Below are 24123 nucleotides of genomic sequence, written 5' to 3'. Positions count from 1 at the left end.
CCATGCACATCCTCGTGGTGCACAACCGCTACTCCTCGGCGCAGCCGAGCGGGGAGAACGAGGTCGTCGACCAGGAGGTGGGGCTGCTGCGCGAGGCCGGCCACCGGGTCGAGGTGTTCGAGCGGCGCAGCGACGACATCGCCGCCCGGTCCCTGCTGGGCAAGGCCGCGGTGCCGCTGCTGGTGCCGTGGAACCCGGCGGTCCGCGCGGAGCTCGCCGCCCGGCTGCGCACCGAGCGGCCGGACGTGGTGCACGTCCACAACGTCTTCCCGCTCCTGTCGCCCGCGGTGCTGGCCGCCTGCGCCGACGCCGGTGTGCCCGCCGTCGCCACGCTGCACAACTACACCCAGGTCTGCCCGCCCGGCACGCTGTGGCGGGACGGCCGGCAGTGCACCGAGTGCGTCGGGCCGGCGGCGACGCTGCCCGCCGTCCGGCACGGCTGCTACCGGAACTCCCGGCTGGCGACGGTGCCGCTCGCGGTCAGCCTGTCGGTCAACCGGCGGCGGTGGTGGTCCGGCGTGGAGCGGTTCCTCTGCATCTCCGCGGCGCAGCGTGACGTCCTGGTGCGGTCCGGCATGCCGTCCGAGCGGCTGGCGGTGAAGCACAACTTCGTACCCGACCCGGGCGCCCGCCGGACGGGCGACGGCGAGCAGCTGCTCTTCCTCGGCCGGCTCGCGGAGGCCAAGGGCGTGCGGCTGCTCATGGCCGCGTGGGACGAGATCGCCGCGGACGGCGGTGTGGGCGTGCCGCTCGTGCTCGCCGGCTCGGGGCCACTGCGGCAAGAGGTGACCGCCTGGGCGGCGGGCCGGGACGACGTGCGGTACGTCGGCCTGTACGACCGGGCCCAGTGCGAGCAGGCCGTCGCGCGGTCGGTCGCCGTGGTGGCTCCCTCGACGTCCCTGGAGACGTTCGGCCTGGTGATCGCGGAGGCGATGGCGGCGGGGGTCCCGGCCGTCGCCGCCGGTCACGGTGCCTTCGTCGAACTCGTCGAGGACGGGGTGACCGGGCTGCTGCACCAGCCGGGCGAGCCCGCCTCGCTCGCGTCCTGCCTGCGCCGGATCACGGCCGGGCCGGCCCGCAACCGGGAGATGGGCCAGGCGGCCCGGCGCCGATACGAGCAGAACTTCAGCCCGGCCGTCGGGCTGGAGCGCCTGGTGGAGGAGTACCGCACCGCGATCGCGGGTCGGTCCGGCGGCGCGGACGGCGCGCCGCCGGCAGGAAACGGAAACGCTGGCTCGCGGCGGGGCACCCGCGCGAGCAGGAATGGGGGCAGTAGATGACACGATGCCGACTCTGCGGCTCGGCGGCGATGGCGAGCGTCGTCGATCTCGGGGCGACCCCGCCGTGCGAGAGCTTTCTCGCCGCGGACCGACTGGACCGGCCGGAGCCGGCGTACCCGCTGCACCTGCGGGTCTGCACCGACTGCTGGCTCGCGCAGATCCCTCCGCTGATCACACCGGAGGAGACGTTCACGCAGTACGCGTACTTCTCCTCCTACTCGACCTCCTGGGTGGAGCACGCACGCACGTTCGTCGCCGATGCCGTACAGCGGCTGGATCTCGGCCCCGACGCCTTCGTGGTCGAGGTCGCGAGCAACGACGGGTACCTGCTCAGGCACGTGGTGGACCGGGGGATCCGCTGCCTCGGCATCGAACCGTCGGTGAACGTCGGCGCCGCGGCGCGGGACGCGGGTGTGCCCACGCTCACGGAGTTCCTGGACCCGGCCACCGGCTCGGCCGTCCGCGCCGAGCACGGCCCGGCGGACCTGGTCGTGGCCAACAACGTGTACGCGCACATCCCCGACGTGGTCGGGTTCACCCGGGGGCTGCGCGCCCTGGTCGCCGACGACGGCTGGGTCTCCATCGAGGTGCAGCACCTGCTGACCCTGATCGAGGAGAACCAGTACGACACGATCTACCACGAGCACTTCCAGTACTACACGGTCGCGTCCGCGACCCGGGCGCTGGCGAGCGGCGGACTCGCGCTCGTGGACGTCGAGCTGCTGCCCACGCACGGCGGCTCCATCCGGCTGTGGGCCCGGCCGGCCGAGGCGGCCGGCGAGCCGACCCGGCGGGTGGCCGACGTGCTGGACCGGGAGAAGGCCGCCGGGCTGCAGGAGCTGTCCGGGTACACCGAGTTCTCCGCCCGGGTGGCCAAGGTGCGCCGGGACCTCCTGCGGTTCCTCATCGAGGCGGCCGAGCGCGGCGAGACGGTCGTCGGCTACGGCGCCCCGGGCAAGGGCAACACCCTGCTCAACCACTGCGGCATCCGGCCCGACCTGCTCCCGTACACGGTCGACCGCAACCCCTACAAGCACGGCAGGTTCACCCCGGGCACCCGCATCCCGATCCTGCCGCCGGAGCAGATCAGCACCGACCGGCCGGACTACGTCCTCGTCCTCCCGTGGAACCTGCGGGCCGAGCTGGTCGAGCAGTTGTCCTTCGTGCACGCCTGGGGCGGCCGGCTGGTCTTTCCCATCCCGGAACTGAGCATTGTCGAGGTGAAGCCATGAAGGTCGTACTGTTCTGCGGCGGTTATGGGCTGCGGATGCGCAGCGGAGCCTCCGACGACGTGCCCAAGCCGATGGCGATGGTCGGTCCGCGGCCGCTGATCTGGCACGTCATGCGCTACTACGCGTACTTCGGGCACACGGAGTTCATCCTGTGTCTCGGGTACGGGGCCCACCACATCAAGAACTTCTTCCTCAACTACGAGGAGACGACGTCCAACGACTTCGTGCTGCGCAACGGGCAGACCGAGCTGCTGTCCACCGACATCGCCTCCTGGACCATCACGTTCGCGCAGACCGGCATCGAGTCGCCGATCGGAGAGCGGCTGCGCCGGGTGCGGCACCACCTGGACGGCGACGAGATGTTCCTCGCCAACTACGCCGACGTGCTCACCGACGCCCCGCTGCCGGAGATGATCGACCGGTTCGCCCGGCGCGACGCCGGTGCGTCGATGATGGTGGTGCCGCCGCAGTCCTCGTTCCACTGCGTGGACCTGGGCGAGGACGGCCTGGTGGGGGGCATCACCGCGGTGAGCGAACTGCCGCTGTGGGAGAACGGCGGCTACTTCGTGCTCCGCCAGGAGGTCTTCGACCACATCCCGGAGAACGGGGACCTGGTCGCCGACGGATGTACCGGACTGGCCAAGCGCGGCCGGCTGGTGGCACACCAGCACCGCGGCTTCTGGAAGCCGACCGACACCGTGAAGGAGCGGGCCGCGCTCGACGCCGCCTACGCCCGGGGCGACCGCCCGTGGGCCGTGTGGGAACGGGATGGCGCGGGGGCGGGCGCGACCGGCGGCGGGGACGGCGGCGGGGACGGCACCGGGGCGGGGACCGCGTGATCCGGCTCGGGGCCGGGCACCTGGACCGGATCGTCGCGGTAGGGGCGCACTGCGACGACATCGCCATCGGCGCCGGCGGCACGCTGCTGACGATGTGCCTCGCGCGGCCGGGCGTCCGTGTCGACGCGCTGGTGCTCTCCGGCGGTGGCAGCGAGCGGGAGCAGGAGGAGCGGGCCGCGCTCGCCGCCTTCTGCCCGGGTGCCGAACTGCGCCTGACCGTGCTCAAACTGCCGGACGGCCGGCTGCCCGCGCACTGGGACGAGGCCAAGGCCGCGGTCGAGGAGCTGCGCGCGCGGACCGAGCCGGACCTGGTCCTCGCACCGCGTACCGACGACGCGCACCAGGATCACCGCGGCCTGGCGAAGCTGGTGACCACCGGGTTCCGCGACCACCTCGTGCTCGGCTACGAGATCGTCAAGTGGGACGGCGACCTCGGCCGCCCGGCGGCGTACCAGCCGCTGTCGCCGGAGACCGCCGAACAGAAGGTGCGGCTGTTGCAGGAGCACTACCCCTCGCAACGGCACCGGCCCTGGTACGACCGGGAGGCCTTCCTCGGGCTGGCGCGGATCCGCGGCATCGAATGCCACGCGCGCTACGCCGAGGCGTTCGCCGTCACCAAACTCACTCTCAATCTGGGCACTCTCAATCTGGGGGGATGAACCATGCGTGTACTGCTGACCGGACACCAGGGCTACCTGGGCACCGTGATGGCCCCGGTCCTCGCGGCCGCCGGGCACGAAGTCGTCGGCCTGGACGCCGGCCTGTTCGCGGACTGCGTCCTCGGCCCGCCGCCCGCGGACCCGCCGGGGCAGCGGGTGGACCTGCGCGACGTCACGGCCGACCACGTGGCCGGGGTGGACGCCGTGATCCACCTGGCCGCGCTGTCCAACGACCCGCTGGGCTCGCTGGCGCCGGACCTCACCTACGACATCAACCACCACGCCTCCGTACGGCTGGCCCGACTGGCCCGCGACGCCGGAGTGCGGCGCTTCCTGTACGCGTCCACCTGCTCGGTCTACGGCGCCGCCGGCGGCGACGACCTGGTGGCCGAGGACGCCCCGCTGCGCCCGGTGACGCCGTACGCGGAGTCCAAGGTGCGGGTGGAGGACGACCTGCACGCGCTGGCCGACGGCGACTTCAGCCCGGTGTTCATGCGCAACGCCACCGCCTTCGGCTACTCGCCCCGGCTGCGCGCCGACATCGTGCTGAACAACCTGGTGGGCCACGCGCTCCTGTCCGGCGAGGTGCTGGTGCTCTCCGACGGCACCCCCTGGCGCCCGCTGGTGCACGCCGCCGACATCGCCCGGGCCTTCGCGGCCGCGCTGATCGCGCCGCGCGAAGCGGTGCACGACCGGGCGTTCAACATCGGCAGCGAGACCAACAACGTCACGGTCGCCGAGATCGCCGGGCAGGTCGCCGAGGCGGTGCCCGGCTCGCGGGTGGTGATCACCGGGGAGGCCGGTGCCGATCCGCGGTCGTACCGGGTGGACTTCTCCCGGTTCCGCGCCGCCGTACCCGGCTTCGACTGCGAGTGGACGGTGAAGCGGGGCGCGCTCGAACTCGCCGACGCCTACCGGAAGTTCGGGCTGACCCGGGAGGGCTTCGAGCGGCGCTTCACCCGGCTGGCCGTGCTGCGCGCGGCGTCCGACGCCGGCACCGTCGACGACACCCTGCGGTGGCGCCGATGACCACGGTCGGCGAACAGATGCACGCGCTGGTGGAGCGGCTGTACCCGCTGTGCCGGAGCATCACCGGCGACGGTGTGCGCGCCACCCTGGAGATCGTCGGCGAGTACGTCCCGCTGCAGGTGCACGAGGTGCCGACCGGGACGCAGGTGCTCGACTGGACGGTGCCGCAGGAGTGGAACATCCGGGACGCGTACATCGCCGACACCGCCGGCAACCGGGTCGTCGACTTCGCCGCGTCCAGCCTGCACGTGCTCGGCTACAGCGTGCCGGTGGCGGCGACCATGCCGCTGACCGAGCTGCGCGGACACCTGCACACCCTGCCGGACCACCCGACCTGGGTGCCGTACCGCACCAGCTACTACACGCCGGAATGGGGGTTCTGCCTGGCCCAGGAGACCTTGGACGCGCTGCCGGACGGCGAGTACGAGGTGCGCATCGACTCCACCCTCACGGACGGCCACCTCACCTACGCCGAGCACGTCGTCCCCGGGCAGGTCCCCGACGAGGTGATCGTCTCCTGCCACGTCTGCCACCCGTCGCTGGCCAACGACAACCTGGCGGGCATCGCGGTGGCGACGTTCCTGGCGCGGGCGCTGGCGGAGCGGACGCCGTGGTACACCTACCGGTTCCTGTTCGCGCCCGGCACCATCGGGGCGATCACCTGGCTGGCCCGCAACGCGGAGCGGGTGGGTGGGGTATCCCCTGCTCCAGCGGAGCCGAGAGCGGGGGGAAGGGTCAAGCACGGGCTGGTGCTGGCCTGCGCCGGCGACCCGGGCCGGCTGACGTACAAGCAGAGCAGGCGCGGCGACGCGGAGATCGACCGGGTGATGCGGCACGTCCTGCTCGCATCCGAACGCCCGCACAGCGTCACCGAGTTCACTCCGTACGGCTACGACGAGCGACAGTTCTGCTCGCCCGGGTTCGATCTCGGCGTCGGCTCGCTCAGCCGGACCCCGTACGCCGGGTACCCCGAGTACCACACCTCGGCGGACAACCCGGACTTCGTCTCCCCGGAGGCGATGGCGGACACGCTCGCCGTCTGCCGCGAGGCATTCGGCGTTCTCGACCGCAACCGGCGGTACCTCAACCTCAGCCCCTACGGCGAACCACAGCTGGGCCGGCGCGGGTTGTACGACTCGCTCGGCGGCCGCAGCGACGCGAAGCAGGCCCAGCTGGCCATGCTCTGGGTGCTCAGCCTCTCCGACGGCGAGCACAGTCTGCTGGACGTCTCCGAGCGGTCCGGGCTGCCGTTCGACACGGTCGCCGTCGCGGCCGGCGCCCTGCGGGGCGCCGGGCTGATCAAGGCATGACGCCGATGACCACCGAGGGGGTGAAGACGACGACACCGGCGACAGCCACATCGGCGGAGGCGCCCGGAGAAGCCCGGCGGACCGCCAAGCGGGCCGTCGTCGGCCGGCTGTCCTGGGGACTGGCCGACCAGGCGGCCTCCAGCATGACCAACTTCGCGGTGGGGATCTACGTGGCACGCTCGCTGGGGGTGACCGCGTTCGGCGTGTTCAGCCTGGCCTGGCTGGCCTACGGCCTGGTGCTCAACGTCGCCCGCGGGCTGGCGACCGACCCGCTCGTGGTGCGCTTCAGCGGTGTGCCGGACGCGCTCTGGCGCGCGGCGGTGGCCCGGTCGTCGGGTGCCGCGCTCGGCGTCGGTGCCGCCCTCGGCGCCGTGTGTCTGCTGGTCGGGCTCGGCCTCGGCGGCCGCGTGGGGCCCGCGTTCGCCTGCCTCGGCGTCGTCCTGCCGGCGCTGCTGCTGCAGGACGCCTGGCGGTTCGCGTTCTTCGCCGCCGGCACCGGGCAGAAGGCGTTCGCCAACGACCTCGTGCAGGGCGTCGCGCTCGTCCCGGCCATGGTCGTGGCGGCCCGCGTGGGCAGCGTGGCCGCCTTCCTGCTGGCCTGGGGCGCCTCCGCCGCGGTGGCCGCGGGGTACGGGTGTTTTCAGTCCGGCATCCGGCCCCGGGTGGCCCAGGCGCGCGGGTGGCTTCGCGAGCAGCGCGATCTCGGCTACCGGTACCTGGTCGAGAACGTCAGCCTCAGCGGCGCGAGCCAGCTGCGGGCGTACGGGCTCGGCGCGATCGTCGGGGTCGCCGCGGTGGGTGCGGTCCGGGGCGCCGAGCTCCTGCTCGGCCCGTTCCTCGCTCTGCTGATGGGGCTGTCGCTGGTCACCGTCCCGGAGGCGGCACGGGTGCTACGTCAGGCCCCGCACCGCCTCGGCCCGTTCTGCCTCCTGCTGGGCGGCGGGCAGGCCGCCGCCGCACTGCTCTGGGGCGGGGCGCTGCTGCTGATGCCGGACCGGCTCGGCGAGCTGGTGCTCGGCGGGGTCTGGCACTCCTCCGCGGCGCTCATCATGCCGGTCACCCTCAGCGTCGCGGGCGCGGGCCTCGGCACCGGCGCGGCCGCCGGGCTGCGCGCGCTCGGCGCGGCCCGGCGCAGCCTGCGCTGTCAGCTGTTCGCCTCCGCCTGCTATGTCGGCGGCGGGCTCGGCGGGGCGGCCGTCGCCGGCACGGTCGGCTCGGCCTGGGGCGTCGCCGCCGCGACCGTCAGCGGCTCGGCCGTGTGGTGGCTGCAACTGCGGTCCGCCCTGCGCGAGCACCGCCGGAACCCCATCCCCGAAGTGAGGACGCCATGACCGCCCTTCCCCGGTTGAGCATCGGCCTGCCCGTCTACAACGGCGAGGAATACCTCGCCGAGTCGCTCGACGCCCTGCTCGGCCAGACCTACGAGGACTTCGAGCTGGTCATCTCCGACAACGCCTCGACCGACGCGACCCAGGACATCTGCCGCCGGTACGCCGCGCGGGACTCGCGCATCCGGTACCTCCGGCTGCCCCGGAACATCGGCGCCGCACCGAACCACAACCACGTGTTCACCGAGTGCCGTGGCGAGCTGTTCAAGTGGGCCTCGCACGACGACCTGTACGCCCGGGACCTGCTGCTGCGCTGCGTGGAGACGCTGGACGAGCGGCCGGACGTGATCCTCGCGCACGCCGACCAGGCGGTCGTCGACGGCGACGGCCAGGTGAAGGTCCCCTACGAGTACGGGCTCGCCACCGACTCGCCGCACGCGCCGGAGCGCTTCCGCAGCATGCTGTTCGAGCCCGGTGGCGACGACTTCTACGGGGTGATGCGGGCCGACGTGCTGCGCCGGGTGAAGCCGCTCGACAGCTACCACCACGCGGACCGCACGTTCGTCGCCGAGATCGGCCTGCGCGGGCCCTTCCACCAGGTGTCGGAGCTGCTGTACTTCCGCCGCGACCACCCCACCCGCGCCGAGCGGGCGAACCCTTCCAAACGCTCCCGGTGCGTCAACCTGGACCCGCGCCGGGCAGGCCCGCTGCACCCGACGCCCCGGCTGCTCGCCGAGTACGTCTGGGGCTTCGTCGCGGCGATCCGGCGGGCGCCGTTGTCCCCGGACGACCGGCGCGCGTGCTACCGCCACCTGGCCGCATGGATGGCCAGCCGGGTCCGGCCGGGCGCCGGCGAGCGGGTCGAGGACCGCGCCCCGGTCGACCCGGCCCTGCTCACGGTCTCCGTCGACGCCCTCGTGGCCGGACGTGAGGGGAGGCAGGTATGACGTCGGCGGACGGAACTCCGGTGCGCGTCGGGGTGTTCGGCCTGCTCGGCTCCGGCAACCTCGGCAACGACGGGTCGCTCGAGGCCGTGCTCGGCTACCTCCGCACCGAGCACCCGGCGGCGGTCGTGGACGCGCTGTGCGGCGGACCCGAGGTCGTCGCGACCCGGTACCGGATCCCCGCGACGCGGATGCACTGGTACCGCGGGGAGTACCGGACCGCATCGCGGGCGGGCGCGATCGCGGCGAAGGGCCTGGGCAAGCTCGTCGACGCCTTCCGCACCGCTGCCTGGGTGCGCCGGCACGACGTGGTGATCGTGCCGGGCATGGGCGTCCTGGAGGCCACGCTGCCGCTGCGGCCGTGGGGCTTCCCGTACTCGCTGTTCCTGCTCTGCGCGTCCGGCCGGCTGTTCGGCACCCGGGTGGCGCTGGTCTGCGTCGGCGCCGCCGCGATCGGCAACCGGCCCACCCGGGCCCTGGTGCGCTGGTCGGCGCGGCTGGCCGCGTACCGGTCGTACCGGGACGCCCCGTCCCGCGACGCGATGCGGGCGATGGGCGTGGACACCGCGCGGGACGAGGTCTACCCGGACCTCGCCTTCTCCCTGCCGACGCCGCCGGCGAGCGCGTCCCCGGGCCGGCCGGGCCCGGTCTGCGTCGGCGTCATGGCCTTCCACGGCGGCAACGACGACCGCGCCCGGGCCGAGGAGATCCACCGGCGCTACCTCGACGGGACGACCCGGTTCGTCCGCGCGCTGGTCGAGGACGGCAGGCCGGTCCGGCTGCTCATGGGCGACGAGGTCGACGTGCCGGTGGTCGCCGCGATCCTCGACGCGGTGGACTCTCCGCTGGTCACCGCCGCCGAGGCGGCCTCACTGGCCGACCTGATGAAGGAGGTGGCGGCTGCCGACACCGTGGTGGCGACCCGGTACCACAACCTGATCTGCGCGCTGAAGGTCGGCACGCCGACGCTCGCACTGAGCTACGCGGCGAAGAGCGACGCGCTCATGGCCCGGATGGGGCTGGGCGCGTACTGCCACCCGGCTCGCGAGGTCGACGCCGACCGGCTGATCGAGCAGTTCCGGGCGCTGGAGCAGCGATCGGGGGAGCTGCGGCGGACCCTCACCGAGCGGAACCTGACCGCCGTCCGGCGCCTTGAGGACCAGTTCACCGCCCTGACCAGGGCCCTCTTTCTGTCCAAGGACTCCTCATGAAGGTCACCGAAGTCCCGGCGATCGCCGGCGCGTTCTTGTTCACCCCGAGCCCGTACGCCGACGAGCGCGGCTTCTTCTGCCGCACCTTCGACGCCGAGGTGCTGCGCTCGGTGGGCATCGACCCCAAGGCCTTCGTGCAGCACAGCGTCTCCCGCTCGGTGCGGGGCGTGCTGCGCGGCATGCACCTGCGCTCCGGCGCCGGGGAGGCCAAGATCGTGCGCTGCTCGCACGGGGAGGTGTTCGACGTGGTCGTGGACCTGCGCCCCGGCTCGCCGACCTACCGCAACGTGGCCACCTTCCAGCTCTCCGGCGAGACGCAGGCGAGCGTATACATCCCGGCGGGGTGCGCGCACGGCTTCCAGGCGCTGACCGACGCCGACATCTCGTACCGGATCGACCGCCCGCACGACCCGAGCGAGGACGTGACGATCGCCTTCGACGACCCGGAGCTCGCCATCCCCTGGCCGCTGCCGGCCATATCGATGTCCAAGCGGGACCGGGAGGCGCCGAGCCTCGCCGAGGTCCTGCGTTCTGAGGAGAACTGAGCCCCCATGGCCGTTGACGACTTCCAGCTCCCCAAGTCCCGGGCGGCGAACGAGCGGCTGCACGTCCTGATCCCCGGCGGCGCACACACCTACGCCAAGGGCGACGACCAGTACCCGGAGAACCTCGCCCCGGTCATCAGCCACGGCCGCGGCGCCCACGTCTGGGACGTGGACGGCAACCGCTACGTCGAGTACGGCTCCGGCCTGCGCTCCGTCAGCCTCGGCCACGCCCACCCGCGGGTGACCGAAGCCGTCCGCCGCGAACTCGACCGGGGCAGCAACTTCGCCCGGCCGTCCATCCTCGAACTCGACGCCGCCGAACGCTTCCTGGCCACCGTGCCCACCGCCGAGATGGTCAAGTTCGCCAAGAACGGCTCCGACGTCACCACCGCCGCCGTACGCCTCGCCCGCGCCGTCACCGGCCGCACCCGGGTGGCGATCTGCGCCGACCACCCGTTCTTCTCCGTCGACGACTGGTTCATCGGCACCACCCCGATGAACGCCGGCATCCCGGAGGCGATCACCGACCTCACCGTCTCTTTCCCGTACGGGGACCTCGCGGCCACCGAGGAACTGCTCACCCGCCACCGGGGCGAGGTCGCCTGCCTGATCCTCGAACCCGCCGGCCACGCCGAGCCGCCGCCCGGGTACCTCGCCGGCCTGCGCGAGCTGGCCGACCGGCACGGCTGCGTACTGATCTTCGATGAGATGATCACCGGCTTCCGCTGGTCCGAGGCGGGGGCCCAGGGCCTGTACGGCGTCGTCCCCGACCTCTCCACGTTCGGCAAGGCGCTGGGCAACGGGTTCGCCGTCTCCGCGTTGGCCGGGCGCCGCGACCTGATGGAGCGGGGCGGGCTGCGTCACTCCGGCGACCGGGTGTTCCTGCTGTCCACCACGCACGGTGCGGAAACGCACTCGCTGGCCGCCGCGATGGCGGTGCAGACCACCTACGCCGAGGAGGGCATCACCGCTCGGCTGCACGCCCTCGGCGAGCGGCTGGCCGCCGGTGTCCGCGAGGCCGCCGCCCGCGCGGGCGTCGGCGACCACCTCGTCGTCCGGGGCCGGGCCAGCAACCTGGTCTTCGCCACCCTCGACGAGAACCGGCAGCCGTCGCAGCAGTACCGCACCCTGTTCCTGCGCCGGCTCCTCGCGGGCGGAGTGCTGGCCCCGTCGTTCGTGGTGAGCAGCGCGCTCGGCGACGCCGACATCGACCGTACCGTCGACGTGGTGGCCGAGGCATGCGCCGTGTACCGGAAGGCACTGGACGCCGCCGACCCCACGCCCTGGCTGGCAGGGCGGCCGGTGAAGCCCGTATTCCGCCGCTTGGCGTGACGTGACGTGACGTGACGTCAGCGACGCTCCCGCCGACCGGCGTCGGCCAGCCGGTCGGCCGTCCGGTCGACCAGCCACGCGGTCGCCGGTATCACCGCCAGCGCGGTACACCAGCCGCCGAGGGCGTCGGTCGGGTAGTGCGCGCCCAGAGCGACCTGCGCCCAGCCCATGGCGGCGCCGGCGACCAGCGCCGCGGCGAGCACGAGCAAGGTGCCGGCCGTCCTGCCGGGGCCGAGCCCGTCCCGGTCCCGGCGGCGAGTCGCGAGCATCGCCACCGCGAGGGCGAGCGCGGTGGCGAAGGCGGTGTGCCCGCTCGGGTAGGACAGGTACCCGCCGTGGATGGTGCGTCCCACCAGGTGCTTGAGCAGCGTCGCCGTCGCCACGGTCATGCCGACGCCGGCAACGATGAACACCGCCGCGCGAGGACGCCGAAGCAGCAGGCAGCCCGTCACGGTGGCCACGACCAGCGTCGCGGCTCCCACGGGTTCCCCCAAGGAGTCCGCGGCCAGAGCGACGTACCGCCACGGCGGCCCCACACCGTCCACCGCCGCCTGGATCCGCGCGTCCACCATGCCGGGCTCGCCCTCGTCGGCATACCGGATCCCGAGCACGGCGACCACCAGTGCGGCGAGGGTCGCGATCAGCCCGAGCCACACGCGCAGCGGTGGGGGCAGCACCGCGGCCGCCGGCCGGCCGGTCACATGCCCACCGCGTCCGGTCGACCCGCGGGCACGACGGCGGGGCGTTGTCTCCGGACGACTCCGGTGACCGTGGGTCCGGGCACGCCACGGCCTGTGTGTCCCGTCAGCACCCGGGCTCCCGCGGGCAGTTCGGAATTCGGGCACTGGTCGCCGACCGCTTCTGCGGCCCCGGCGAAAGCCCGCACTTCATCGCCGGACTCGTCCGCGTCGCGACCCCCTGCGCGGCGGCGGTCGAGCCCCGCGGGAACTGCCCGCTGCCGCCCTCCGTCATGGCCGGGATCGTCAGCCCGTACGAGCCGCGCGGCCGGACCGGGCAAGATGACAAACCCGCCAAGCACGAGTTGGGCCGGGCCGACTTCCAGGTCCGCTCCGGCCAGGCGATCCAACGAGAGCCCCCCCATCGTGTCCGACCCACCCTCCAGCGGCCATGAACTGCCCCGCGAACACCCGCTCCCGGCCGGTACGACTCCACCGGAGCCGTAGGCCTGTGCGGCCCGAACTCGCGGGCCCGGCCATCACCCTGGCCCAGGGCATCGGGATCGGCCTCCACCTGTCAACCTAACCGACATCCGGTCGCGGCAAACCGCCGACGGCGCCGTCCGCGACTCGCCGTCCGGAGCCGCGGGAGCCATGGGAGCGGATGCCGGCGGCTGGACCTCCCGGCTCGTCCGAAGCGCCGACGGGCCGGTCCTTCGCGACACCTTGCGCGCTATGTTGATCCAGCACGTGTCACCACCGGCGCGGGAGCTTCCCCTGCGGGCCGCAGGTCACCGGCTGTCCGGCTGCCGGACCGCGGAGGCCCACTCCAGGGTGGCGGATGGGGCAAGTCCCCCCTCGGGCACGGAATTTCTCCCCGGGCCTTCGTCTACGACGAGGCCGAGCTCGCCGCCGCCGAGGCGTTCGGTCCCGACCGCGCGCGGGAGTTCCTCGCCGGGCGGTCCGCCGCAAAGGAGGCGGTGCTGAGGCCCTCGGCACCGGCTTCACGGGCGGTATCCGCCCGCGTGACGTGGCCGTCCTGCGCGCGGACGGCGGCGTCGAGGGCGTTGCGCAGGCGTTTGATCCGGCCGATGGCCGGGATCAGGTCCGAATCCTCCATGCAGTTCGGTGGCACATCGACGGTGGATCGAGGCGAGGCTCTTCGAGTGAAAAACCGGAGCAAGGCCGCCTGATTGGCGGTTCCGCCGGCTGCCGGGGATCTCCATACCATACGTTCAAGTCCGGCGCTAACAGCGGCGGCGCTCGTGTACGGAGTTCATTCACACCTGCCACAGACCACAAAGCCAAGAGGAATAGTCATGCGCCTCACCCGCTGCGCTCTCGCTGCTTCAACGGTGGCGGCTTCCGCCTCGGCCTTTGGCCTGCCCCTCTTCTTCTCGGGCTGGATGTCCCAGGGTTCCGATGCCACGCAGGTCCGCATGGTCAGCGCCCTCGGCACCTCGCGGATCGAAGCCGAATCACCCCAGCCCCCCGTCACGAATCCGGGCCCGCAGGGATCAGTGCCCCCCTGTCACAGCTACGGCGGCCCCTACTGCGGCTGGGTGGGAACATACTGGGGCGGCTGCGACAGGGAGTGGGGCCTGAGCTTTGGATTCAAGAACCCTGACTTGATCTGCCTCCACGACCCCCGCCCGAGCCCCTCGGCCGCACCGAGCCCCTCGGCCACATCCAGCCCCTCGGACGAGCCAGGCCCCTCCGCCACACCCAGCCGCGCTCGGCCGAACCCGGCACCTCGGCCGAACCCGGCACCTCGGCCACACCCAAGCCCCTCCGCCAAGCCCGGCCCCTCCGCCGCGCCCAGCCCCCCGGCGGGCTCGGCCTCCGCCGGAAGCGGGCCCTCGGCCGGCTCGGCCTCCGCCGGAAGCGGCAGTTCCTCTGTCGTACCCAGCCCCCCGGCCGGCTCGGCCTCCGCCGCACCCAACCCCTCTGCCACACCCGGCCCGCCCTCCGTCACCCTCAGTCCCTTCGCCGCACCCGGCCCCCCGGCCGGCCCGCCCTCCGCCGGAAGTAGCAGTCCCTCCTGACCAGTCCTGCTGGAAGGGCCCCGATCTCCGCACCGGGGCCGGTCCGGCCGCCTCCCCGGAGGCCGGCCGTTCGTTATCGGTACGGCGGGGGTGGCGGCTCATCAGGCTCCTGCTGCAACGTGATGTCAGGGACCAAAGGTGCTGTCGGTTCCTCTTCCGGTCGAGGATCGCGCGGCGGAACGACGTCGGCGAAGCCGTGCCGTAGCCAGCATTCCCAGAACCATCAGCAAACCGCCGGCCGCGATCCCGATGTGCTTCGCGCTCAAAAGACGGTCGCTCCTGCCGGATGCCGCAGTATCGCGCGGAAGAGGGCGGACGGTGCCCCCGGAGCCGGGAGTCTCCGGCTCGGGCCGGCCGTTTTGAGGGTTGTCCCCTCCCAGGGGCGACGGGGAGCCGGACGCGCCTCTTCCGTCGGCGGCTTCACCACCGTCTGGAAAGGCACGGTCACCGCGGTCGCCGTCGTCCTGGCCGTTGGTGCAGTGGGTGGCCGGGAAGGGGAAAGCTCGTTCGTGGCGGCCGAATGCCCTCACCACGAAGAGCGGGTGTTCCCTGAAAAAGTCACGGATCTTCCACTGGTACTGATTGCTGCTCTGGGTGGGGTAATCCACGTTCAGATACGTCGAAACAGTAAAGCTGTTCCATGGTGCCGCCGGCGACGACGATGAGGATGACGAATCCCCCTGGATGACGATAGCCTCCGGCCCGTACCGGCCGTTGACCAGGATCGCCCTGAAGTTCTGGTCGATGAGTACGACACGGCGGGAACTGTGGCAGTCACGCCAGGGATTGTGGTGATGGTGGTCCCCGTCCCTGTCCTCGTCCCCGTCCCCGTCCTGGAGCCACGGGGAGCCGGACGCGTGCCGTGCAGACGCCTGCGCGGCGACGCCTGCCGACGGAGACGCAAGGGCGACAACCGCGCCCGCCAGCGATGCTGCAACCCAGGGACGAAGATTCATGCAATGACCTCCATGGGCGGCGGACGCAGGCGACCACCTGCTGAGCGGCGCATCCGAATCTCAGATGAAGTTAAGAGGAGTCGACTCGTCACATCGTGAACATCCTCGGGGAGCCGTACCCGTGTCACTCAGCCGCAGCAGTCTCGGGTGAAAGAGGGAGTCAAGGGGGTGCAGGTTCAAATCCTGTCGCCCCGACTTGCACAACTGCAGGTCTTAGGCCGTTTTCGCCGCCGGCGAGAACGGCCTTTCCGGCGTCTCGTCGGCCTGGGAGCGGGGGGACGGCCATGGGCTGGGCGGTGTTGAGGAGCAGAGCCGGTGGCGGCGAAGGAGTGGAGCGCCCGCACGGTGGCGCTGAGCTGGGTCGATCCGGTGGGCGCGGACGGGCGGCCCGGGGTCATAACGATTCTTGATGGCGGGGAGTGGGGCTTGCTATTGGACAGGTGGCCGGAATCGTGTTGATATTGCCCGGAAAATGTGATGGGCGGCCAGGACGGCGGCCCGTCGAATTCGGGGAGGCTGGCATGGGAACCACTGAGAACACCGAAGAGATGTACAAGCTCTTCAACAAGGCGGCGAAGGTCTACGACCAGAGCGGTGTGGAGTTCTTCCGGCCCATCGGGCGTCGCCTCGTCGAGTTCTCGGGGATCTCCGCGGGGGCGTCGGTCCTCGACGTCGGTTCCGGCCGGGGGGCCGTGCTCTTCCCGGCGGCGGAGGCCGTCGGGGCGGGCGGCGAGGTGGTCGGCATCGACATCTCCGAGGAGATGGTCAAGTACGCGCAGGCGGACGCGGCGAACCTGGGGCTGCGGCACGTCGGCGTGCAGGTCATGAACGGGCAGCGGCCGGAGTTCGCGGCCGGGCGGTTCGACGCGGTCGTCGGCAGCTGCAGCCTGTTCATCTGGGTCAAGAGCGCCGACGACGTCCGGCCCTACCTGGAACTGCTGCGGGCCGGTGGGCGGTTCGCGACGGCCGCGCCGTCGTTCTTCTCGACCGCGCACGGCAAGTGGGCGCTGTTCCCGGAGGCCGTGAACGAGCTGCTGATGCCGTACATGCTGCTGTCGCTGAAGCAGAGCGGGGCGTACGACTCGCAGTTCGCCAACGCCGGCGCGAACTGGCTGATCACGGCGGAGTCGATCGAGAAGACCCTGGCGGACGCCGGGTTCGTCGACATCGAGGTGGTCGAGGAGGAACTGCCGGTCGTCGTGACGTCGGGCGAGCAGTGGGTCGAATTCACCTACACCACCGGAATGCGCGGAATGTGGGAGCGCATCGAGGAGAGCGAGCGTCGTGAATTGATCGCCGAGGTTTCCCGGCGGCTGGACACGCTGCGGGACGAGAACGGCGTCATCAGCGTTCCGGTGCCGATCGTCTACATTCGGGCGAACGCCCCGAAGTCCTGATTCACGGCCTCCGGGAAATTCGCCGGAGGGAGCAGTGGGACGTCCGCGGTCTGCATGGGGGAGAAATGGCAGCAGTGGTCGAAGGTGAGTGGCCGGTCACCGCGAGGGAGGCGGAACTCACGGAGATCGACGAGTGGACGGCCGCGGGGGTCGGTGTACTGCTGGTCGGCGAGCAGGGGGCGGGGAAGACCACGCTGCTGAACGCCGCGCTGGAGCAGGCCGGGGGCAACGGGGACCGGGTGGTGAGCGGCGACGCCGTGCGCGACCTGTTGAACGGTGGCACGGCGCCGGCCGCGCTCCGCCGGGTCACCGTGGCGATCGACGACGTGCACCTGGTCGACCGGGTGACCCTGGAGCTGGTGTGCCGGCTGGTGGGCGGCGGCCGGGCGGTGCTGCTGGCCAGCACCGAGCCCGGGGCCGCGCTGCCCGACGCGCTGCGCCGTCTGCTGATCGGCAAACGGGTGCGCAGGCTCGCCGTGGACGCCCTCGACCGGTCGGGCGTCGTCCGGATGCTCACCGCCCGGCTCGGCGGGCCGGTGGCGGTCGACGCCGCGGCCCGTTTCTGGGACCTCACCCGCGGCAATCCGCTGATCCTCCGTGAGGTGGCGGACCAGGCGCTCGCCGAGGGAAGCCTCCGGCGGGTGGGGGGACGGTGGTGGTGGCCGGGTCTGCAGGGCACGCCCGACAGCCGGCTGGTCGATCTGGTGGACCTGCTCCTCGGCGAGCTGGACCCGGGCGAGCGCGAGCTCGTGAACATGCTGGCGTTCGCCGGGCCGCTGGAGGCCGGGCTGCCGGTCGTCGACGCGCTGCGGGAGGCGGCGGAGGCGCTGAACCACCGTGGCGTGCTGGTCGCCGAGCGGTCCCGCTCCCGGCTCTCCCTGCGGCTCGCGCACCCGTTCTGCGCGGCCGTGGTGGCGGCGAACCTGCCCGAGCTGACGGCCCGCCGGCTCAGGTCGGAGATCGCCGACGCGATCCTGGGCACCGGGGCCAGGCGTTCCGGCGACGCCGTCCGGATCGCCGCGCTGAGCCTCGGGACGAGGGCGTCGGCCGGGCCCGCGCGACTGCGCGAGGCGGCCGCCGGCGCGCTGCGCGCCGAGGACCACCCGCTCGCCGAGCGGCTGAGCCGGGCGGCGCTCGCCGCCGGTGCCGCTTCCGCCGCGTCCGGTGCCGCAGCGGGCGTCGACGCCGGGGCTGTCGTGCTCCTCGGCGAGGCGCTGGCCGGTCAGTCCCGCCACGTGGAGGCCGAGGCCTGCTTCGCGCGGGCCGCGCACTCCGCCGCCGTGCTGCGCCCGCGGGCCCTGAACATGGGCCTCGGCCTGGGGCGGCTCGCGGAGGCGGAGGCGGTCGCCGAGACGGACCTCGGGGCGCGGGCCCTGGTGCGGCTGCTCAAGGACCGGATCGGCGAGGCCCGGCAGCTGGCCGCGACGGCGGAGGGGGCCGGTGCGCTGCTCGCCCTCCTGCGCCACGAGTCGGGCGACGACGAGGGCACGCCGGCCGTCGGCCCGGGCCCGGCGCCGGACGTGGAGCACCTCTACGTGGCCGGACTGGTGGCCGCGCACACCGGGGGGCCGGCCGGGGCCCGGCCGGTGCTGGCGGAACTGCGCGCGGCCGCCGACGGCGGCGGCCTCCGCGGGCGCACCTACGCCCGGCTCCTGGAGGCGCACCTCCTGCGGGCCGAGGGCCGTGCGGCCGAGGCGGTCGAACTGCTCCGGGAGGCGGCCGCGTTCGGCGGGACCACTGACTGGCTCGCCACGCGGTCCCTGCGCCTGGCCCGGCTCGCCGGTGCGGTGGCCGAGTCGGGGGACGCGGCGGAGGCGGCCTCGCTGCTGGCGGAGGCCCGGGAGGCGCAGCGGGAGGAGTGCGCGTACCCGCTGATGGCGGATGCCGTGGAGCTGGAGGCCGCGCTGGTGACGGCGCGCCAGGGCGACCACGCGGCAGCGGCCGCGCGGGCGCTGGAGGTCGCCGGGCGGGCGCTGGCCGCGGGCCGGAACGCCCAGGCGCTCTCCGCGCTGCACCTGGCGGCCCGGACGGGTGCGGCGCCCCGGGCCGCGGCGATCCGGACACCGGCCGGTCCCGGCGGGTCGGCCGGTGGCGCGGTGGTCCTGCGCCACGTCCTCGCGCTCGCGGAGGGCGACGGCGCCGCCCTGGACGAGGTCTCGGGGCGGTTCGCCGCGCTGGGGCTGCTGCCGCTGGCGGCGGAGGCCGCCCATCAGGCGGCCGGGGCCCATCAGGCGGCCGGCAACCGCCGGGCGGCGCGGGCCGCGCAGGCCGCCGGGGCCGAACTGGTGGCGCGCGGTGGCGTCGAGCCGCCGGTGTGGGCGGTGCCGGCCGACCGCCGGGAGCAGGGGGCCGGGACGAGGCTGACCGCCCGGGAGCGGGAGGTCGCGGCGCTGGCCGTCTCCCGGCTGTCCAACCAGGAGATCGCCGACCGGCTGGTGCTCTCCGTCCGCACCGTGGAGAACCACCTGTACCACGCGTACGGGAAGCTCGGTGTCACCGCGCGCAAGGAACTCGCCACCGTTCTCGCAGAACCGGCCTGAGTCGCACGAACGGTACGAGTGGTCGGCAGGCGGTGGGCGGTTCCGGGGGGGCATCCCGGACCCGCCCACCACCGTGCGGGCGCGGGTCAGGCGGTGGAGGCCCTGGCTTGTTCCTCGGTGATCCGCGCGTTCCAGGCGGCGAACGTCGGGGTGTCGGTCAGCTCCCCGAAGGCCACGGGCAGGCCGGCCCGGCGCCACTTCGTGACCAGCCGCATCATCTCCAGTGACCCGAGGCCCAGTTGGATGAGGTTGTCGTCGTCCCCGACCTCGGTGGGGTCGATGCCGATCAGCTCGGCCAGCGCCGCGCGCAGGTCCTCGCCCGTCAGGACGGTGGCCGCGGCGTTCTTCCGGTTGGTGTTGTCGGTCATGGTGCTGGGTGTCGTCCTTCCGGCCTGGCGGCGTCGGTTACTCGGCGGGCTGGGCGGTGATCTCCAGAATGGCCACCCCGGCCTCGAAGCCGGGGCTGCCGGTGAAGAGCATCACCTTGTCGCCCGGACCGACCTGGCGGGTGCGCCACAGGTGCTCCAGGCCGATGAAGACGTCGGCGGCGCTGATGTGGCCGACCTTGCTGGTGTGTTCCCAGATCCCGCTGTCGAGGGTGAAGCCGATCGGGTCGAGGAACTGGTCGCGCAGCGCGTCCAGCGTGGCGCTCGGGTGGCAGACCCGCTTGATCTCGTCGACGGTGATGCCGGCGTCCTCCAGCGCCTGGTCGAGGGCCTTCTGCAGCACCTCGCCCGGGTGCTCCATGGGCGGGGTGTTGCCCTTGGCCCACTCCTCCATCCAGAACTTGACCCGGGCCTCGTAGTCCAGCTCCCGGCCCACGGTCACGGCCGGCGGGAAGATCGGCTCGCTGCCGCGGTGCAGCGCCTCCATCCCGGGGGCGGAGTGCGTGCCGACGGACAGCAGCTTGGCGATGCCGCCGGTGTTCGAGACGACCGCGGCCGCGGCGCCGTCGCCGAAGATGGACAGGCGCGAGGTGGTCCAGCGGTCGACCAGCGGCGCGGAGTAGTTGTCCGCGGCGGTGAGCAGGACCGCGGCGGTGCGCGGGTCGTGGGCGAGCCGGTGCGCGGAAAAGACGAGGGAGGAAAGCATTCCCTGACAACCCTGCTTGATTTCCAGCGCCGTGATCGGCGTGTTCAGGGTATTGGTGAGAATGTAGTGCGCGGGCGACCAGCCGTCGGGGCCCTGGTGGAACGCGGAACTGTGGAACAGCGCACCGAAGTCCTCGGCCGCGTGCCCCGAACGCCGAATTGCCTCCTTGGCCGCCAGGACGGCCATTTCGGGGGCCGACAGCGAATCGGAGACCGCGACGGACTCGAGGCCCGACGCCTCCCGGACGTCCGCACCGTACCAGCCGGCCGCCACGGCCTGCTCCGTCGTCACCAGGCCGGGCACGTAGGTGCCGAGGCTCGACAGGTAGACGTCCTCAAACTTCATGGTGGTTCCCTTCCGGCGCCCGTCGATCGGATGCGCATGGCCAGATCCGTGCTCTTCGGCTCCAAGCCGACCACGGCGCGCGGGCCGGCGCCTGAGTACCGGCTACTCAGATCGCGGGCGGCCCGCCGGGTCCTACGCAGGTGAGCGGGCCCGGCCGCAATCCGTCCCCCGGTATCCATCCGCTTTATGGGCGCTTAACCACCCGGACGGTAATTTGACGGGCAGTCGGCGGCCCCTGGGTAGGATGGCGATGTCCCGGTGTTGCTCCCTTGTGCCGCGGGGGTGCATCGTCCGGGCGGGCCGGACCGAGTGGCCCGACGGGAAGGCTGTGCCCGAAATTCCAGGTCGCTCCGCCCGCTGCAGGCGGATTGCGAGTCCTGTTGTATTCCGGTTCGCGGTACGGGGGAGAGTGTTTGCATGACATCTGATCGGCTGGGGTGCGGGTGCGGTTTTCCGGCACCCGGACAGAACCAGGAACAGAACCAGGAAGGGTTCTCGTGCGTGCGCGCCCCGATGGGTGCGCGGTCCGTCGCGCGGGCTGCCGAAGGGGGGCAGCCGTGGTCGCCCGTTCTGAGGTGATGGCTGGCCGTAACCTCGTGGCGGTGCCGTCGGTGGGGCAGGTGGACCGGGTCGCCCCGGACGCCGCGGTCCCGCGTCGGCCGGTGCGCAGTGCGCCGTCCGCCTGGCGGATCCTCGTGGTGGAGAACGACGACGAGGACGCGGAGCCCCTGACGGCGGGCCTGCGGCGGCACGGGCACCTGGTGGAGCGGGTGTCCGGCGGCATCCCGGCGCTCGGCGCGTACGAGGGCGTCGACGTGGTCCTGCTGGACCTCGAACTGCCGGACCTGGACGGACTGGAGGTCTGCCGGCAGATCCGCGCCGCGGGGGACACCGCGGTCATCGCCGTGACCGCGCGGGGGACGGAGCTGGACCGGGTCCTCGGACTGCAGGCCGGCGCCGACGACTACCTGGTCAAGCCGTACGGCTTCCAGGAGTTGCTGGCCCGGATGGAGGCGGTGATGCGGCGCGTCCGGAAGGCGGCCGCCGATCCGTCGGTGATCGTCCGCGGCCCGCTGCGGATCGACGCGGGGGCCCGCCAGGTGCGTCTGCACGGCCGGCGGATCGACGTCACCCGCAAGGAGTTCGACCTCCTGTACCTGCTGGCGGTCCAGCCCGACACGGTCGTCTCGCGCAAGACGATCATGCAGACCGTCTGGGGCGACGTCTGGTCCCGGCGCACCATCGACACCCACATCAGCAGCCTGCGGGGCAAGCTCGGGAGCAGTGACTGGATCCGCAACGTCCGCGGTGTCGGCTTCCAGCTCGGCTGGGCCTGAGCCTCGTCGCCCCTTCTGCGCGGCGTCCTTCCGAACCCCGCCGCGACCGCTTCACCTGTTCCACACGTTTTCGTCAACTCCACTGATGAGCTGCGGAGTTGAAACTCATCTGACATTTCCGGGCAACAACTTGAGGAACCTGCACTCAGTCTGACTCCGAGTTGGGCGCTCGTTCCTTGAACGCGTCGGAGCCACCCGGCAGGATCGGTGATGGCTCCGGCGCGACGACCGGGTGCCCCTCACCTCAGGTCGTCGGCCCCAGACACCGCCTCCTCCTTTTCCCGCCGGGAAATCGACACCCAGCGCACAGTTTGGAGTTCACCCATGTCCGAAACCGTTCAGCACAATGCCTTCGCCGACGATGCCGAGCTGCGCAGGATCAACCGGGCGACGGTGGAGACGTACATGACCTCCCTCGGCGAGGCCCGGCTGAAGCGCCACCTGCTCTTCACGGAGGACGGTGTCGGCGGCCTCTGGACCACCGACACCGGCGCCCCGATCGCCATCCGCGGCCGGGACCGGCTCGGTGAGCACGCCGTGTGGTCGCTGAAGACCTTCCCGGACTGGGAGTGGTACAACGTCCAGATCTTCGAGACCCAGGACCCCAACCGCTTCTGGGCGGAGTGCGACGGCCGCGGCAAGATCCTCTTCGCGGACTACCCCGAGGGCCACTACGAGAACCACTTCCTGCACTCCTTCGAGCTGGAGAACGGTCTGATCAAGCTGCAGCGGGAGTTCATGAACCCGTTCGAGCAGCTGCGCTCCCTGGGCATCCCCGTCCCGGAGATCAAGCGCGCCGGCATACCCACCTGATCGGTCGTCGCCCCGCCGCATAGGAGCATCCCGTGGACGAAGTCCTGCCCGACATCCGTCTCCGCAAGGCACTGCACCAACCCAGCTGGCCCGACCCGGCGCAGACCGAACGAGTGACGGAGACGCTGGCCGCCGGGCCGGCGCTGGTGCGCGCGCAGGACCTCGGCGTGCTGCGCGCCGCGCTCGCCCGGGTCGCGGCCGGCGAGGCCATGGTGGTCCAGGCCGGCGACTGCGCCGAGGACCCCGACGAGTGCACGGTCGCGGACGTGTCCCGCAAGGCGGCACTCCTCGACCTGCTCGCCGGAACGCTGCGCATGACCGCCCACAAGCCCGTCGTCCGGGTCGGCCGCATCGCGGGCCAGTTCGCCAAACCCCGCTCCAGCGCGACCGAGTCGGTGGGCGGCGCCCAGCTCCCCACCTTCCGGGGCCACATGGTCAACGGGCCCGAACCGGACCCCGAGGCCAGGCGGCCCGACCCGCTGCGCATGCTCACCTGCCACATGGCGGCGGGCGACATCGTGAAGCACCTGGGCTGGCGGGGGAACGCGCCGCTGCACGACGTCCTCGGCCCACCGGTGTGGACCAGCCACGAGGCGCTGCTCCTCGACTACGAGATCCCCATGCTGCGCCGGGGCGAGGACGGCACGCTGTTCCTCGGCTCCACGCACTGGCCGTGGATCGGCGAGCGCACCCGGCAGCCGGACGGCGCGCACGTCGCCCTGCTCGCCAAGGTGAGCAACCCGGTGAGCTGCAAAGTCGGCCCGTCGATGGAACCCGCCGAACTGGTGGCGCTGTGCGGGATCCTCGACCCGGACCGCACCCCGGGCCGGCTGACGCTCATCGCCCGGATGGGCGCCGAGCGGGTCACGGAGCGCCTTCCGCGGCTGGTCGAGGCCGTCCGCGCGGCCGGGCACCCGGTGATCTGGCTGACCGACCCGATGCACGGCAACACGGTCGCGGCGCCGGACGGCAACAAGACCCGCCACGTGGACACCGTCTCGCGCGAGGTCCGGCGCTTCCAGCGGGCCGTCACCGGGGCCGGCGGCGTGCCCGGCGGGCTGCACCTGGAGACCACCCCCAACGACGTCACCGAGTGCGTCTCGTGCCAGGCGGACCTCGACCGCGTCGGCGACAAGTACACGACGTTCTGCGACCCGCGGCTCAATCCGCGGCAGGCCGTCGCCGTCGTGTCCACCTGGAGCGTCTGATCCC

General features: G+C 72.6%; 22 protein-coding genes. 17 read left to right on the top strand and 5 right to left on the bottom strand.

Going from position 1 to position 24123, the window contains the following annotated elements; genetic code table 11:
* Positions 1 to 2: 2 nt before the first annotated feature.
* The 11 genes from ACIQIB_RS17730 to ACIQIB_RS17680 are packed head-to-tail and all read left to right on the top strand — an operon-like array spanning position 3 to position 11709.
* Positions 3 to 1280 carry a glycosyltransferase gene (locus ACIQIB_RS17730; protein ID WP_400758839.1) on the top strand — a complete coding sequence of 426 codons (1278 nt, stop codon included), beginning with the start codon at positions 3 to 5 and terminating at the stop codon, positions 1278 to 1280.
* A complete protein-coding gene (locus ACIQIB_RS17725; RefSeq protein WP_363607712.1) occupies positions 1277 to 2512 on the top strand; it encodes a class I SAM-dependent methyltransferase in 1236 nt (411 codons plus the stop codon). The genes ACIQIB_RS17730 and ACIQIB_RS17725 overlap by 4 nt, the downstream gene beginning before the upstream one ends.
* Positions 2509 to 3351 carry a glucose-1-phosphate cytidylyltransferase gene (locus ACIQIB_RS17720; RefSeq protein ID WP_400758835.1) on the top strand — a complete coding sequence of 281 codons (843 nt, stop codon included), beginning with the start codon at positions 2509 to 2511 and terminating at the stop codon, positions 3349 to 3351. Before ACIQIB_RS17725 ends, ACIQIB_RS17720 begins: the two co-directional genes overlap by 4 nt.
* Positions 3348 to 4010: a PIG-L deacetylase family protein gene (locus tag ACIQIB_RS17715; RefSeq protein WP_400657510.1), complete on the top strand. Its 663-nt coding sequence runs from the start codon at positions 3348 to 3350 to the stop codon at positions 4008 to 4010. Before ACIQIB_RS17720 ends, ACIQIB_RS17715 begins: the two co-directional genes overlap by 4 nt.
* Positions 4011 to 4013: 3 nt before the next feature.
* Entirely contained in the window at positions 4014 to 5039 is a 1026-nt protein-coding gene (locus ACIQIB_RS17710) for an SDR family oxidoreductase (RefSeq protein ID WP_363607715.1), read from the top strand.
* A complete protein-coding gene (locus tag ACIQIB_RS17705; protein ID WP_400758832.1) occupies positions 5036 to 6349 on the top strand; it encodes a DUF4910 domain-containing protein in 1314 nt (437 codons plus the stop codon). Before ACIQIB_RS17710 ends, ACIQIB_RS17705 begins: the two co-directional genes overlap by 4 nt.
* Positions 6350 to 6354: 5 nt before the next feature.
* Entirely contained in the window at positions 6355 to 7680 is a 1326-nt protein-coding gene (locus ACIQIB_RS17700) for a hypothetical protein (protein WP_400758920.1), read from the top strand.
* Positions 7677 to 8624, top strand: coding sequence for a glycosyltransferase family 2 protein (locus tag ACIQIB_RS17695; RefSeq protein WP_363607717.1), 948 nt, complete (start codon positions 7677 to 7679; stop codon positions 8622 to 8624). Before ACIQIB_RS17700 ends, ACIQIB_RS17695 begins: the two co-directional genes overlap by 4 nt.
* The gene (locus ACIQIB_RS17690; protein ID WP_363607718.1) at positions 8621 to 9832 is read left to right on the top strand and encodes a polysaccharide pyruvyl transferase family protein; all 1212 of its coding nucleotides are present in this window, start codon (positions 8621 to 8623) and stop codon (positions 9830 to 9832) included. The genes ACIQIB_RS17695 and ACIQIB_RS17690 overlap by 4 nt, the downstream gene beginning before the upstream one ends.
* Positions 9829 to 10377: a dTDP-4-dehydrorhamnose 3,5-epimerase family protein gene (locus ACIQIB_RS17685; protein WP_400758827.1), complete on the top strand. Its 549-nt coding sequence runs from the start codon at positions 9829 to 9831 to the stop codon at positions 10375 to 10377. Before ACIQIB_RS17690 ends, ACIQIB_RS17685 begins: the two co-directional genes overlap by 4 nt.
* A gap of 6 nt (positions 10378 to 10383) precedes the next feature.
* Positions 10384 to 11709, top strand: coding sequence for a glutamate-1-semialdehyde 2,1-aminomutase (locus tag ACIQIB_RS17680; RefSeq protein WP_400758824.1), 1326 nt, complete (start codon positions 10384 to 10386; stop codon positions 11707 to 11709).
* A gap of 17 nt (positions 11710 to 11726) precedes the next feature.
* Here ACIQIB_RS17680 and ACIQIB_RS17675 read toward each other — a convergent pair whose 3' ends face one another.
* A complete protein-coding gene (locus ACIQIB_RS17675) occupies positions 11727 to 12410 on the bottom strand; it encodes a phosphatase PAP2 family protein (RefSeq protein WP_400758822.1) in 684 nt (227 codons plus the stop codon).
* Between the two features lie 95 nt (positions 12411 to 12505).
* Between ACIQIB_RS17675 and ACIQIB_RS17670 the strand changes: the two genes are divergently transcribed.
* Entirely contained in the window at positions 12506 to 12841 is a 336-nt protein-coding gene (locus ACIQIB_RS17670; protein ID WP_400758820.1) for a hypothetical protein, read from the top strand.
* A gap of 434 nt (positions 12842 to 13275) precedes the next feature.
* Here the strand turns inward: ACIQIB_RS17670 and ACIQIB_RS17665 are convergent, their stop codons facing one another.
* Positions 13276 to 13506: a hypothetical protein gene (locus ACIQIB_RS17665; RefSeq protein WP_400758818.1), complete on the bottom strand. Its 231-nt coding sequence runs from the start codon at positions 13504 to 13506 to the stop codon at positions 13276 to 13278.
* A 1050-nt stretch (positions 13507 to 14556) separates the two neighbouring features.
* Positions 14557 to 15387 carry a hypothetical protein gene (locus ACIQIB_RS17660; RefSeq protein ID WP_400758815.1) on the bottom strand — a complete coding sequence of 277 codons (831 nt, stop codon included), beginning with the start codon at positions 15385 to 15387 and terminating at the stop codon, positions 14557 to 14559.
* A 521-nt stretch (positions 15388 to 15908) separates the two neighbouring features.
* Here ACIQIB_RS17660 and ACIQIB_RS17655 point away from each other — a divergent pair.
* Both ACIQIB_RS17655 and ACIQIB_RS17650 read left to right on the top strand, forming a co-directional pair.
* Positions 15909 to 16784, top strand: a complete 876-nt coding sequence (locus ACIQIB_RS17655) for a class I SAM-dependent methyltransferase (protein ID WP_400758813.1) — start codon at positions 15909 to 15911, stop codon at positions 16782 to 16784.
* 65 nt (positions 16785 to 16849) lie between these two features.
* Positions 16850 to 19324: a LuxR C-terminal-related transcriptional regulator gene (locus ACIQIB_RS17650; RefSeq protein WP_400758811.1), complete on the top strand. Its 2475-nt coding sequence runs from the start codon at positions 16850 to 16852 to the stop codon at positions 19322 to 19324.
* Between the two features lie 86 nt (positions 19325 to 19410).
* Here the strand turns inward: ACIQIB_RS17650 and ACIQIB_RS17645 are convergent, their stop codons facing one another.
* Both ACIQIB_RS17645 and ACIQIB_RS17640 read right to left on the bottom strand, forming a co-directional pair.
* The gene (locus ACIQIB_RS17645) at positions 19411 to 19692 is read right to left on the bottom strand and encodes a phosphopantetheine-binding protein (RefSeq protein WP_363607727.1); all 282 of its coding nucleotides are present in this window, start codon (positions 19690 to 19692) and stop codon (positions 19411 to 19413) included.
* A gap of 37 nt (positions 19693 to 19729) precedes the next feature.
* The gene (locus ACIQIB_RS17640) at positions 19730 to 20761 is read right to left on the bottom strand and encodes a ketoacyl-ACP synthase III family protein (protein WP_363607728.1); all 1032 of its coding nucleotides are present in this window, start codon (positions 20759 to 20761) and stop codon (positions 19730 to 19732) included.
* A 578-nt stretch (positions 20762 to 21339) separates the two neighbouring features.
* Here ACIQIB_RS17640 and ACIQIB_RS17635 point away from each other — a divergent pair.
* From ACIQIB_RS17635 to ACIQIB_RS17625, 3 genes are all read left to right on the top strand, one after another.
* A complete protein-coding gene (locus ACIQIB_RS17635) occupies positions 21340 to 22098 on the top strand; it encodes a response regulator transcription factor (protein ID WP_363607729.1) in 759 nt (252 codons plus the stop codon).
* A gap of 324 nt (positions 22099 to 22422) precedes the next feature.
* Positions 22423 to 22911: a PhzA/PhzB family protein gene (locus tag ACIQIB_RS17630; RefSeq protein ID WP_363607730.1), complete on the top strand. Its 489-nt coding sequence runs from the start codon at positions 22423 to 22425 to the stop codon at positions 22909 to 22911.
* 32 nt (positions 22912 to 22943) lie between these two features.
* Complete coding sequence (locus tag ACIQIB_RS17625) at positions 22944 to 24119, top strand: 3-deoxy-7-phosphoheptulonate synthase (protein WP_400758807.1); 1176 nt, start codon at positions 22944 to 22946, stop codon at positions 24117 to 24119.
* Positions 24120 to 24123 lie beyond the last annotated feature (4 nt).

It is taken from the genome of Kitasatospora sp. NPDC092286, from assembly GCF_044755565.1.
In the GTDB taxonomy this organism is placed as follows: domain Bacteria; phylum Actinomycetota; class Actinomycetes; order Streptomycetales; family Streptomycetaceae; genus Kitasatospora.
The sequence above is the reverse complement of the archived record's forward strand: the minus strand, read 5'-3'. Positions and strand labels throughout refer to the sequence as shown.